Origin of the sequence: Stenotrophomonas pictorum JCM 9942 (assembly GCF_001431585.1) — a bacterium.
GTDB classification, from domain to species: Bacteria; Pseudomonadota; Gammaproteobacteria; order Xanthomonadales; family Xanthomonadaceae; genus Stenotrophomonas; species Stenotrophomonas pictorum.
In genome coordinates this window covers 50,937-63,485 of record NZ_LLXS01000007.1, presented here as the reverse complement: position 1 = coordinate 63,485, position 12,549 = coordinate 50,937, and the positions used below count along the sequence as shown (strand labels likewise).

8 protein-coding genes and 1 riboswitch are annotated in these 12,549 nt (G+C 67.6%); of the genes, 5 read left to right on the top strand and 3 right to left on the bottom strand.

Annotated elements, in window-relative coordinates:
* Positions 1-107: 107 nt before the first annotated feature.
* Positions 108-3,548 carry a hybrid sensor histidine kinase/response regulator gene (locus ARC78_RS02815; RefSeq protein WP_057505727.1) on the top strand — a complete coding sequence of 1,147 codons (3,441 nt, stop codon included), beginning with the start codon at positions 108-110 and terminating at the stop codon, positions 3,546-3,548.
* 28 nt (positions 3,549-3,576) lie between these two features.
* On the opposite strand, the gene ARC78_RS02810 is transcribed toward ARC78_RS02815, so the two are convergent.
* The 3 genes from ARC78_RS02810 to acs all read right to left on the bottom strand — a co-directional run bounded on the left by ARC78_RS02810 (position 3,577) and on the right by acs (position 7,128).
* Positions 3,577-4,161, bottom strand: coding sequence for a manganese efflux pump MntP (locus ARC78_RS02810; RefSeq protein WP_057505683.1), 585 nt, complete (start codon positions 4,159-4,161; stop codon positions 3,577-3,579).
* A gap of 7 nt (positions 4,162-4,168) precedes the next feature.
* A riboswitch (yybP-ykoY riboswitch) is annotated at positions 4,169-4,328 on the bottom strand.
* Between the two features lie 63 nt (positions 4,329-4,391).
* Positions 4,392-5,057, bottom strand: coding sequence for a response regulator transcription factor (locus ARC78_RS02805; protein WP_054658387.1), 666 nt, complete (start codon positions 5,055-5,057; stop codon positions 4,392-4,394).
* Positions 5,058-5,184: 127 nt separating this feature from the next.
* The gene (gene acs / locus ARC78_RS02800; RefSeq protein ID WP_054658385.1) at positions 5,185-7,128 is read right to left on the bottom strand and encodes an acetate--CoA ligase; all 1,944 of its coding nucleotides are present in this window, start codon (positions 7,126-7,128) and stop codon (positions 5,185-5,187) included.
* Between the two features lie 250 nt (positions 7,129-7,378).
* Between acs and ARC78_RS02795 the strand changes: the two genes are divergently transcribed.
* From ARC78_RS02795 to ARC78_RS02780, 4 genes are all read left to right on the top strand, one after another.
* Complete coding sequence (locus tag ARC78_RS02795) at positions 7,379-8,758, top strand: DcaP family trimeric outer membrane transporter (protein ID WP_425480548.1); 1,380 nt, start codon at positions 7,379-7,381, stop codon at positions 8,756-8,758.
* Between the two features lie 150 nt (positions 8,759-8,908).
* Positions 8,909-9,226 (top strand): DUF485 domain-containing protein, encoded by a 318-nt coding sequence (locus tag ARC78_RS02790; RefSeq protein WP_054658381.1) that lies wholly within the window; start codon positions 8,909-8,911, stop codon positions 9,224-9,226.
* Positions 9,223-10,944: a cation acetate symporter gene (locus ARC78_RS02785; RefSeq protein ID WP_057505681.1), complete on the top strand. Its 1,722-nt coding sequence runs from the start codon at positions 9,223-9,225 to the stop codon at positions 10,942-10,944. The genes ARC78_RS02790 and ARC78_RS02785 overlap by 4 nt, the downstream gene beginning before the upstream one ends.
* Positions 10,945-11,047: 103 nt before the next feature.
* Positions 11,048-12,463: a coniferyl aldehyde dehydrogenase gene (locus ARC78_RS02780; protein WP_057505680.1), complete on the top strand. Its 1,416-nt coding sequence runs from the start codon at positions 11,048-11,050 to the stop codon at positions 12,461-12,463.
* The last annotated feature ends 86 nt before the right edge of the window (positions 12,464-12,549 follow it).

Here is a 12,549-nt window from a genome sequence, read left to right as displayed (position 1 = left end):
AAGTACCGCTGCCGGCGTGTGCGTCGCCTCCATTCAGCAGCGGGGCAGGGGCGTGGCGACCGGCGGAATGGCTACACTGGGCGCGCTCCGTCGCACGGGATGTGTTCTTGGTCTCCAGCTGGATCCTGCTACTGGTCTCACTCGGCTATGCCGCGCTGCTGTTCGGCGTGGCCTGGTGGGGTGACCGCCGTCCGCTGTACCCGGACCGGCCGTGGCTGCGGCCGGTGGTCTACAGCCTGGCGCTGGCGGTGTACTGCTCGTCGTGGACCTTCTACGGTGGCGTCGGCAGCGCGGTGCGCTATGGCGTGGGCTACCTGCCGATCTATCTGGGTCCGCTGCTGATGCTGATCTTCGGCTGGCGCATCATCGAGCGGCTGGCGCTGATCGCGCGCAGCGAGAACGTGGTCTCCATCGCCGACTTCATCTCCTCGCGTTTCGGCCGCTCGCGGCGGTTGGCGGCGCTGGTGGCGCTGATCGCGCTGGTCGGCGTGGTGCCGTATCTGGCGCTGCAGTACAAGGCGGTGGCGATGAGCCTGCAGGTGCTGACCGGCAATGCCGCCGGCAGCGGTGTGTTCACCGATCCGGCGCTGTATGTGGCCCTGCTGATGGCGCTGTTCGCGATCCTGTTCGGCACCCGCCAGGTCGATGCCACCGAGCACCACTACGGGATGATGCTGGCGATCGCGCTGGAATCGATGATCAAGCTGCTGGCGATCGTGGCGGTGGGTGTGTTCGCCTATGTCTGGCTGGCCGACCGTGGCGATTCGGTGGTGCGCTCGGCCCGCGCCCTGTTCGAGGGCATGCCACCGGTGGGTTTCGTCTCGCAGACCCTGCTCAGTTTCCTGGCGCTGATCTGCCTGCCGCGGCAGTTCCACGTGGCGGTGGTGGAATGCGCCGATGCCGGCGACGTGCGCCGCGCGCGCTGGATGTTCGGCGGCTATCTGGTGCTGATCTCGCTGATGATCGTGCCTATCGCCAGCGCCGGCGCGGCCCTGTTCGGCACCGGTCTGGCGTCCGATGACACCCTGGTGCTGGCGCTGCCGATGGCCGGCGGCAACACCGCGCTGGCGCTGGTGGCCTATGTCGGCGGCTTCTCCGCGGCCACCGGCATGGTCATCGTCTCCTCGATCGCGCTGGCGACGATGATCAGCAACGACCTGGTGATGCCGCTGCTGCTGCGGCGCAGTGGCGACCACCGCGAAGCGGCCAGCGTCGCCTCACGGGTGCTGTGGATCCGCCGCCTGGCGATCCTGCTGCTGGCGCTGGTGGCCTACGGCTATTACCGCGGCAGCAGCAACGACACCATGCTCGCCACTTACGGGCTGATGGCGTTCGCGGCGGTGGCGCAGTTCGCCCCGGGCCTGCTCGGCGGCCTGTACTGGCGCGGCGCCAGCCGGCGCGGCGTGGAAACCGGCATGGTGGCCGGTTTCTGCGTGTGGGTGTACACGCTGCTGGTGCCGGCGCTGGCGCAGGGCGGCTGGCTGGACCAGAGCCTGTTGCGGACCGGGCCGTTCGGCATCGACTGGCTGCGGCCGCAGCAGCTGTTCGGGCTGGCCGGCTGGGATCCGCTGACCCACGGCACCTTCTGGTCGCTGCTGCTCAACACCGCCACGATGCTGCTGGTGTCGATGCGCTGGCGTCCGGATGTGGCCGAACGCCTGCGCGCGGCACCGTTCCTGGATCCTTACGCCAAGCGCCCGGTGGTGGCCGGCGATTGGCCGGCACACATCAAGGTGCGCGATCTGCTGGCGCTGGCCACCCGGGTGATCGGCGACAATCGCGCCCGCCGTTCCTTCGCCGAACAGGCCCAGTCCCTGCGCCGCGAACTGCAGCCGGCCGCGGCCGCCGACCGCGTCTGGGTGCAGTTCACCGAACGCCTGCTGGCCGCGTCCATCGGTGCGGCCTCGGCGCGGCTGCTGCTGACCAGCCTGCTGCGTGGCTCGGGCATGGACCTGGGCGAGGTGGTGGCGGTGCTGGACGAGGCCGGCCAGGAGCTGCGTTTCAACCGAGAGATCCTCTCCACCACGCTGGAGAACATCAGCGGCGGGGTCAGCGTGGTCGATCCGGAAATGCGCCTGACCGCGTGGAACCGCCGTTACCAGCAGATGTTCGGCTACCCCGACGGCATGCTCTACGTCGGTCGTCCGGTGGCGGACCTGATCCGCTACAACGCCGAGCGTGGCGAGCTGGGCGAGGGCGATATCGAGATCCAGATCAACCGCCGTATTGGCTACATGCGCGCCGGCTCGCCGCATGTGTTCGAGCGCACCGGTGCCGACGGCAAGGTGATCGAGCTGCGTGGCCAGGCGCTGCCGGGCGGTGGCTATGTCACCAGCTACAACGACATCACCGATTTCAAGCAGGCCGAACAGGCGCTGCGGGAAGCCAACGAGACGCTGGAGCAGCGCGTGGCCGAGCGCTCGCGGGCGGCCGAGGCCGCGCAGCAGTCCAAGACCCGCTTCCTGGCCGCGATCAGCCACGACGTGCTGCAACCGCTGAACGCGGCGCGGCTGTTCGCCTCGGCGCGGCGCGACAGCCTGCATGAGAGCGACGAGCAGCGGCACCTGGCCGAGCGCGTGGACGCCTCGCTGCGCGCGGCCGAGGAGCTGCTCGACGGTCTGCTGGACGTGTCGCGGCTCGATGCCGGCGGCCTGCGCCCGACCCTCAGCGAGTTCGACGCCAGCGTGCTGGTGCGCGAGCTGGCCGCGCAGTACACGCCCATTGCCGCCGGGCGCGGCCTGCGCCTGCACGTGTTCGCGCGTCCGGCCTGGGTGCGCAGTGACCGCCGGCTGCTGCGTCGGGTGCTGCAGAATTTCATGGCCAATGCGCTGCGCTACACCCGCAGCGGCCGCATCGTGCTGGCGTTGCGGGTGCGCGGTGGGCAGGTGGAACTGCAGGTCTGGGATACCGGCCCGGGCATTCCCGAACACCACATGCAGCAGATCTTCACCGAGTTCCACCGTTACCAGCAGCCGTTCGACTGGGGCGAGCAGGGGCTGGGGCTGGGGTTGTCGATCTGCCAGCGCATCTCGCGCCTGCTCGACCACGCGCTCAATGCGCGCAGCCAGCCCGGTCACGGCAGCATGTTCTCCATCACCCTGCCGCGGGTGCCGACGCCGGCGGCACCGCCGCCGGTGCCACGGGCGTCCTCGGCATTCGGCAATGACGATTCGCTGGCCGGCATGCGCGTGCTGTGCGTGGACAACGACCAGGAGATCCTGGACGGCATGCGCGCGCTGCTGGGCCGCTGGAAGGTGCAGGTGATCGCCGCCAGCACCGTGGACATGGCGCTGCAGAAGCTGGCCGAACAACCCGATGTGATGCTGGTGGACTACCACCTGCATGACCGCCTGGATGGCCTGGATACGCTGGTGGCGCTGCGCGAGGCCGCCGGCCGGCCGCTGCCGGGCGCGCTGCTCACCGCCGACGGCCGCGACGAACTGAAGCGGCTGGCGCGCGAGCGCGGCTACCGGGTGCTGACCAAGCCGGTCAAGCCGGCCTCGCTGCGCGCCTTCCTCACCGCCCTGCACGAGCCGCGCCGCAAGTAGCCGGCGCGGATCGTTCCCACCTGACGGCTCAGGCCGCGCCGCCCAGGTGCTGGTAGAGGATCGAGCTGCCGATCACGATCAGGATCACGCCGCCGATGATCTCGGCGCGTTTGCCGGCCAGTGCGCCCAGCACGCGGCCGAGCATGATGCCCAGCGTCACCATGGTCAGGGTGCACAGGCCGATCACCAGCGCGACCACGCCGATATGCACATCCAGGAATGCCAGACCCACGCCGATGGCCATCGCGTCGATGCTGGTGGCAAAGCCGGTGGCGGCCAGTGCCCAGAAACCGTGCCGCGCCTTGCCGCTTTCCGGGCTGCCGGCGTCCTCCCCGTCATCGGGTTTGAGCCCGGCCACGATCATGTGCACGCCGAGCACACCGAGCAGGCCGAACGCGATCCAGTGGTCGAAGGCTTCCACATACTGCGAGGCGGCGCGGCCGAGCAGCCAGCCGATGACCGGGGTGATGGCTTCGATCACGCCGAAGATCAGGCCGGCGCGCAAGGCATCGGGCAGGCGCGGTTTGCGCATCGCCGCACCTTTGCCGACCGCCGCGGCAAAGGCATCGGTGGACATGGCAAAGCCGATGAGAACAATCGAAAGAGGGGACATCTGGATTACCTGGTCGGGCGGACACGAACGACCCGCGTGGCGCCCAACCGTCGTTGCGCACGCAGGCCGCTGGTCTCGCCAACCGGATCTGGCTGCCCACGCCACGGCGCACTGGCCGAGTATGTTGACGTGGGCGCTTCCATTGCTGGAAGCAGGCTACTCCCCAAGGGAGCGCGGATTGTAGCAGCCCGGGGACCGGACCGGCTCTGTCAGGGCGTGTGCCGGACCCCTCAGTCCTCTTCCGGCGGCAGCACGATGCTGTCGTCGTCGATGGCCAGCTTGCCGGCCATCAGCACCGCCTGGGTGCGGTTGGTGACGCCGAGTTTGCGCAGGATCGCGGTGACATGGGCCTTGATGGTGGCTTCGGACACGCCCAGATCGTAGGCGATCTGCTTGTTCAGGCGGCCGACGCCGAGCATCTGCAACACCCGGAACTGCTGCGGGGTGAGCTCGCGCAGGCGCTGGCCGACCTCGCGCTCCTCGTTCGGCGTGGGCGGCACGTTGTGCGCCTCGGCCGGCGCCCAGCGCTCGCCGTCCAGGATCGTGCCCAGCGCGTGGCCGATGGTGTCCGAGTCGGCGGATTTGGGAATGAAACCGAATGCGCCGTGGTCCAGCGCGCGGCGCATCACCGTGGGCTCCTCGCGGGCGGATACCACCACGATCGGCAGCTGTGGATGCAACGCGCGCAGGTGCACCAGCGCGTTGAAGCCCTGCGCGCCGGGCATGTTCAGATCCATCAGCACCAGGTCGGCATCGGGATGCTGTTCGGCCAGCGCGTACAGCGCTTCCACGCTGTCGGCCTCCAGCAGCTGCACGCCGGCAATGATCCGTTGCACCGCGCCCTTGAGGGCTTCGCGGAACAGGGGATGGTCATCGGCGATCAGGAGGGTGGGCATGTAAGGTCCAATGCGTGGGAAGGGGGGCGCCCTTCCGGTGGAACAGGATAACGGCAGGGCATACCGGTCCACGCCCTCCGCGCGGACCGACAGCCGGCGCACCGCGGCGCGCCGGCATGGTCGAACGTCACTTCACTTTGCGTTCTTCCACCAGCGAGGCCACGACCGAGGGATCGGCCAGGGTGGAGGTGTCGCCCAGCTGGTCCGGCGCGTTCTCGGCGATCTTGCGCAGGATGCGGCGCATGATCTTGCCCGAGCGGGTCTTGGGCAGACCCGGCGCCCATTGCAGGTGGTCCGGTGCGGCGATCGGGCCGATCTCCTTGCGCACCCACACCACCAGTTCCTTGAGCAGCTCCTCGGTCTGCGCCTCGCCCGCCACCAGGGTGACGTAGGCGTAGATGCCCTGGCCCTTGATGTCGTGCGGGAAACCGACCACGGCCGCCTCGGCCACCTTCGGATGGCTGACCAGCGCGCTTTCGACCTCGGCGGTGCCGATGCGGTGGCCGGAGACGTTGATCACGTCATCGACGCGGCCGGTGATCCAGTAGTAGCCGTCGGCGTCGCGACGGCAGCCGTCGCCGGTGAAGTAGCTGCCCGGGTAGGTGCGGAAGTAGGTGTCGATGAAGCGCTGGTGGTCGCCGTAGACGCTGCGCATCTGCCCCGGCCACGAGTCGCGGATGATCAGGTTGCCTTCGGCCGCGCCGTGCTGGATTTCGCCGTCGGCATTGACCAGTGCCGGCTGCACGCCGAAGAACGGCAGCGTGGCCGAGCCCGGCTTCAGGTCGATCGCGCCGGGCAGCGGCGAGATCAGGATGCCGCCGGTTTCGGTCTGCCACCAGGTATCCACGATCGGGCAGCGCGCATCGCCCACCACCTCGTAGTACCAGCGCCAGGCTTCGGGATTGATCGGCTCGCCGACACTGCCGAGCAGGCGCAGGCTCTTGCGCGAGGTGCGCTTGACCGGTGCCTCGCCCTCGCGCATCAGCGCACGGATCGCCGTCGGCGCGGTGTAGAAGATGGTGACCTGGTGCTTGTCGATCACCTCCCAGAAACGCGAGGTATCGGGGTAGTTCGGCACGCCTTCGAACATCACCGAGGTGGCGCCGTTGGCCAGCGGGCCGTAGACGATATAGCTGTGGCCGGTGACCCAGCCCACGTCGGCGGTGCACCAGTAGATGTCGTCCTCGCGCAGGTCGAACACCGCTTCATGGGTGTAGGCCGCGTACAGCAGGTAGCCGGCGCTGGTGTGCAGCACGCCCTTGGGTTTGCCAGTGGAGCCGGAGGTGTAGAGGATGAACAGCGGATCTTCGGCGTTCATGCGCTCCGGTTCGCACACCGCCGGCTGGGTATCGACCACGTCGTGGAACCAGCGGTCGCGCGGGGCCTGCATGTCCACCGCCGCGCCGGTATGGCGCACCACCAGCACGGTTTCCACCGTGTGGGTGCCCGGCAGCTTCAGCGCGGCGTCGACGTTGGCTTTGAGCGGCACCTTCTTGCCACCGCGCAGGCCTTCATCGGCGGTGATGATCAGCTTGCTGCCGCAGTCACCGACGCGGTCGGCGATGGAGTTGGCGGCAAAGCCACCGAACACCACCGAGTGGATCGCACCGACGCGGGCGCAGGCCAGCATCGCCACGGCGGCATCGACGATCATCGGCAGATAGATGGTGACGCGGTCGCCCTTCTTGATGCCCAGCGCACGCAGCGCGTTGCCCAGGCGGCACACGCGTTCGTACAGCTCGCGGTAGCTGACCTTCTGCGCCGGGCTGTCCGGGCTGTCGGGTTCGAACAGCAGCGCGGTCTTGTCGCCGCGGGTAGCCAGCTGCCGGTCCAGGCAGTTCACGCTGACGTTGAGTTCGCCGTCCTCGAACCACTTGATGCGGAAATCATCAAGCTGGTAGCTGACGTTCTTGATCTTGGTCGGCTTTACAAACCAGTCCAGGCGCTCGGCGGCCTTGGCCCAGAACACGTCGGGGTTTTCCACCGATTCGCGGTACAGCTGCTGGTACGTGTTCTTGTCGATCCGCGCCTTCGCGGCGAATGCGGGATCAACGGGATAAACATCAGTCATGGCAACCCTCACCTTTGCACTTGTAACCAATGGGGGGAGCTGTGTTTGTGGCACAGCCGGAACTTCCCAAGTGTGCCGCATACGCTCCATCACGCGCTGCCCCCCGGGTTAGACGATGGTCGAATACGGCGCCGGGTTCGACTAATGGCGAATAGCCGGGCGTCTTGCTTGCCGCGCACGCTGGCTGCGACCGTGCAACTGGTGGCGGCCGCCGCCCGCCTGGAGAGAGGCTGATCCGATGAATCGACACATGTTGAAAACCGTCCGCCGCCCGCTGGCTGCCGCGCTGTTTCTCGCGCTGGTTGCGCCGGGTGTGGCCTTTGCGGAAACGGCCAGGGAAAAAGCGCTCGAAGCGCGCGTGGCCGAACTTGAACGGCAGGTGCAGCTGCTGGTATCCACCCAGCAGCAACAGCAGGGGGCGATCACGCAGACGCAGAGCGAGGTGCAGCAGGTGCGCACCGTGCAGGCCGAACGCGCCGCCACACCGGCGCTGCCGCCCGGCAAGCAGCCGATCCAGGTCACCAGCATCACCCCGGGCGCCACGCCCGGCACCACGTTCAAGTTCGGCGGCTTCATCAAGGCCGACTTCCTGGCCACCCAGACCGGGGATGGCCAGCTGGCCGACGATGCCACCGGCCGTGCGCTGTACCTGCCCGGGCAGACTCCAGTGCAGGGCGCCGGCGGCTCGGGCGAGCGCTCGGACATGGACTACAACGCCCATGCCAAGTTCTCGCGTTTCAACCTCGGTGTGGACCATGTGGCCGACAACGGCGACAAGGCCGGCGCGCTGGTGGAGATGGACTTCTTCGGCAATGCGCTGGGCAACCAGACCGCCACCAACACCTATGGGGTGACCCTGCGGCACGCCTACATGTACTGGAACAACTGGCTGGCCGGCCAGACCTGGTCCAACTTCATGGACGCCGCGTCGATTCCCGAAGCGGTGGATTTCGTCGGCCCGACCGATGGCGTGCTGTTCGTGCGCCAGGCGCAGGTGCGCTACACCAAGGGCGGGCTGAGCGTGGCGCTGGAGAATCCGGAAACCACGCTGATCGGCGCGCCCAATTCCGATCGCGGCTCGGTGCCGGACCTGACCGTGCGCTACGGCTGGAAAGGCGACTGGGGCACGTTCGGAGTGGCCGGTCTTTTGCGCCAGCTGAAAGTGGACAACCAGGTCACCGGCGCCGATGCCAGCAAGATCGCCGGCGGCCTGACCCTGGGCGGCAAGTGGGTGATGGCCGACAGCGACAGCCTGCACTACCAGCTCACCGGTGGCGAAGGCATCGCCCGCTATGTCGGCCTGGGCATCACCGCCGACAGTGCCTATGACGCGGCGCGCGACGAACTCGATCTCACCGGTGTGCTGGCCGGTTACGTGGGCTGGCGCCATGCGTTCTCGCCGCAGCTGCGCACCAACCTGATCTACGCCCGCAGCGACTACGACAACGACGCGACGATCACCGGGCCGCTGGTGACCAAGAGCGTGCAGTCCATCCGCGGCAATGTGTTCTACACCCCGATGCCCAAGGTGGATATCGGTGCCGAGCTGATGTACGGCGTGCGCGAGATCGAGGACGGCCGCAAGGGCGACATCCGCCGCGTGCAGTTCACCACCAAGTACAGCTTCTGACCCCTCCGGTACCGGCGGTGCAGTGTCGCCGGTACCGCGTCCGAAAACGCAGTACGCCTCTCTCCCTACCCCCACGGGGAGCACTCATGTCGCAGCGACAGCGCGTTGGCGCGTTGTGGCCGCGGTATTCCCTTCCTCCGGAGAATCAAAATGACTGCTTCCGCCGATCCCCGTGTAGAGCGGATCGCCTCCAACCCCAAATACCAACGGCTGCGCAGCACGCGCAACAAGCTGGGTTGGACCCTGACCATCGTGATGCTGCTGGCCTACTACGGTTATATCGGCCTGATCGCCTTCGACAAGGCCTTCCTGGCCACGCCGATCGGCGCCGGCAAGATCACCACCGTCGGCATTCCGATCGCCTTGGGCCTGATGGTGTTCACCATCCTGATCACCGGCTTCTACGTGCGCCGTGCCAACAGGGAATTCGACAAGTTGACTGAACAGATCATGGAGGAAGCACAATGACCTACTCCGTCCTGCGATCCGGCGCCCTGCTCGGTCTGCTGATCGCCAGCGGTGCGGCCATGGCCGCCGGGGGCGACATCGGCCAGACCGTGCGCCAGCCGACCAACTGGACCGCGATCATCATGTTCGCGACCTTCGTGGTGTTCACGCTTGGCATCACCAAGTGGGCCGCGGGCCGCACCAAGTCCGCGTCCGACTTCTACACCGCCGGTGGCGGCATCACCGGTTTCCAGAACGGCCTGGCCATTGCCGGTGACTACATGTCGGCCGCCTCGTTCCTGGGCATCACCGCCGCGGTGATGACCAACGGGTATGACGGCCTGATCTACGCGCTGGGCTTCCTGGTCGGTTGGCCGATCCTGACGTTCCTGATGGCTGAGCGCCTGCGCAACCTGGGCCGCTTCACCTTCGCCGACGTCGCCGGCTACCGCTTCCAGGCAAAACCCATCCGCATGTTCGCCGCCTCCGGCACGCTGGTGGTGGTGCTGTTCTACCTGATCGCGCAGATGGTGGGCGCCGGTGCGCTGATCAAGCTGCTGTTTGGCCTGGACTACTGGGTCGCGGTGGCGCTGGTGGGCGTGTTGATGATGGTCTATGTGCTGTTCGGTGGCATGACCGCCACCACCTGGGTGCAGATCATCAAGGCCTGCCTGCTGCTGTCCGGCGTCACCTTCATGGCGGTGATGGTGATGTGGCACTTCAACTTCAGTTTCGAGGCGCTGTTCAGCGAGGCGGTGCGGGTCAAGACCCAGATCGCGGCCAACAGCGGCAAGAGCGCGGAGGAAGCGGCCAGTACCGGCCTGGCGATCATGGGCCCGGGTGGCTTCGTCAAGGATCCGATCTCGGCCATCTCCTTCGGCATGGCCTTGATGTTCGGTACCGCGGGCCTGCCGCATATCCTGATGCGCTTCTTCACCGTTCCCGATGCCAAGCAGGCCCGCAAATCGGTGCTGTGGGCAACCACCTGGATCGGTTACTTCTACATCCTGATCTTCATCATCGGTTTCGGCGCCATCGCACTGGTACTGACCAATCCCGAGTACGCCGATCCGGTCACCGGCACCATCCAGGGCGGCCCGAACATGGCCGCGGTGCTGGTTGGCAAGGCGGTGGGCGGCAACCTGTTCATGGGCTTCATCTCCGCGGTGGCCTTCGCCACGATCCTGGCGGTGGTCGCCGGCCTGACCCTGTCCGGTGCCTCGGCGGTGTCGCATGACCTGTACGCGACGGTGATCATGAAGGGCAGGCCGCCCGCAGGCACGGAACTGCGTGTCTCGCGTGTCACCACCCTGGTGCTGGGCGTGATCGCGGTGCTGCTGGGGATCGTGTTCGAGAAGCAGAACGTGGCCTTCATGGTGTCGCTGGCCTTCGCCATCGCCGCCTCGGCCAACTTCCCGGTGCTGCTGCTGTCGCTGCTGTGGAAGGATTGCACCACCCGCGGCGCGGTCATTGGCGGTTCGCTCGGTCTGGCCTCGTCGCTGATCCTGACCCTGCTCTCGCCGTCGGTGTGGGTCGACACGCTGGGCAATCCGGCCGGCAGCGCGCCGTTCCCGTACACCAGCCCGGCGCTGTTCTCGATGACCATCGCCTTTGTCAGCATCTGGCTGTTCTCGATCACCGACAAGAGCAAGAACGCACAGGCCGAACGTGCCGCCTATCCGGCCCAGCAGGTGCGTGCCGAAACCGGCATCGGCGCCAGCAAGGCGTCCTCGCACTGAGGTTCCGGCAGTGATGGCCAAGGGCCGCCCGGCGACGGGCGGCCCTTTTTTTTTGTGCGACGCACTCTGGTTTACAGTGGCCGCTGACCTTGGGGAGGTTGTGATGGATTCGCCCGGCGACGTACAGACCACATTGACCCAGACCCTGGCGCAGTTGCGCCAGGCCTGGTTGCGGCAGCGGCCCGACTACCGCCAGCGTCGTGATGACCTGTGCCGGCTGCGCGCGGTGTTCAAGACCCGCATCGGCGCGATGAGCGAGGCCATCGCCGCCGATTTCGGCCACCGCTCGCACCATGAGTCGGTGATCGCCGATGGCATGACGGTCACCGGCGAGATCGATCACCTGCTTGCGCACCTGCGCGGCTGGATGAAGCCCGAGCGGGTCGGCGTGGGTTGGCGCTTCTGGCCGGCGCGGGCGCAGGTGCGGCCGCTGCCGGTGGGCGTGGTCGGGGTGATCTCGCCGTGGAACTATCCGGTCAACCTGGCGCTGGTGCCGTTGGCCACGGCCATCGCCGCCGGCAACCACGTGCTGCTCAAGCCCTCCGAACACACGCCGCAGACTTCGGCGTTCCTGCAGTCGCTGCTGGCCGAGGTGTTTCCGCCCGAGCGGGTGCGTGTGGTGCAGGGCGATGCCACCGTGGCCGCTGCGTTTTCGGCCCTGCCGCTGGACCATCTGGTGTTCACCGGCTCCACCGCGGTCGGCCGCAAGGTGATGGCCGCCGCCGCGCAGCATCTGACTCCGCTGACGCTGGAGCTGGGCGGCAAGTCGCCGGCGATCATCGCCGCGGACTATCCGCTGGAGACGGCCGCCGCGCGCCTGGCCACCGGCAAATGGTTCAACGCCGGACAGACCTGCATCGCCCCGGACTATGTGCTCATCGATGAAGCGCGCGTGGCCGCGCTGGTGACGGCGCTGCGCGCGCAGGTGCGCCAGCGCTACGGTGACTTCAGTGACCCGCGTGACTACAGCCGCATCATCAACGACGCGCAGTACCAGCGCCTGCACGGCTATGTCTGCGATGCGCGTGCGTGCGGTGCGCAGGTGGTGGAACTGGCGATGATCGATGGCGAGCGCGCCCGCCGCGAGCGGCTGTTCCCGCCGACGCTGATCCTCCAGCCCGGCGATGACACGCAGGTGATGCAGGAGGAGATCTTCGGGCCGATCCTGCCGATCCGCAGCTACCGCACGCTGGAGGAGGCCATCGCCATGATCAACGGCCGCGATCGCCCGCTGGCGCTGTATCCCTTCAGCCATGAGCGGGCCACGGTGGAGACGATCCTCGGCCAGACCCTGGCCGGCGGCGTCACCGTCAACGATGCCTTGCTGCATTTTGCGATCAACGGCCTGCCGTTCGGCGGCATCGGCGCCAGCGGCATGGGCGCCTACCATGGCAGGGCCGGCTTCGATGCGATGAGCAAGCGGCTGCCGGTACTTTGGCAGAGCCGGCGCGCCGGCAGCGATCTGCTGCGTCCGCCCTACCGCAAGGTGGCGCGCTTCATCGACCTGATCTCGCGCTGAGGCGTCTGGCGGTTAGAAAAAGCCGCGACCGGTCGCGGTGGAGTCTGCGTACGGTCGCGGTGTGCCGGGTGGGGGAGAGTCCGGTC

Coding starts and splice junctions, on each gene's coding strand:
- ARC78_RS02810 (WP_057505683.1), bottom strand. CDS start 4,161: ATGTCCCCTCTTTCGATTGTTCTCATCGGCTTTGCCATGTCCACCGAT.
- ARC78_RS02805 (WP_054658387.1), bottom strand. CDS start 5,057: ATGCCCACCCTCCTGATCGCCGATGACCATCCCCTGTTCCGCGAAGCC.
- acs (WP_054658385.1), bottom strand. CDS start 7,128: ATGACTGATGTTTATCCCGTTGATCCCGCATTCGCCGCGAAGGCGCGG.
- ARC78_RS02795 (WP_425480548.1), top strand. CDS start 7,379: ATGTTGAAAACCGTCCGCCGCCCGCTGGCTGCCGCGCTGTTTCTCGCG.
- ARC78_RS02790 (WP_054658381.1), top strand. CDS start 8,909: ATGACTGCTTCCGCCGATCCCCGTGTAGAGCGGATCGCCTCCAACCCC.
- ARC78_RS02785 (WP_057505681.1), top strand. CDS start 9,223: ATGACCTACTCCGTCCTGCGATCCGGCGCCCTGCTCGGTCTGCTGATC.
- ARC78_RS02780 (WP_057505680.1), top strand. CDS start 11,048: ATGGATTCGCCCGGCGACGTACAGACCACATTGACCCAGACCCTGGCG.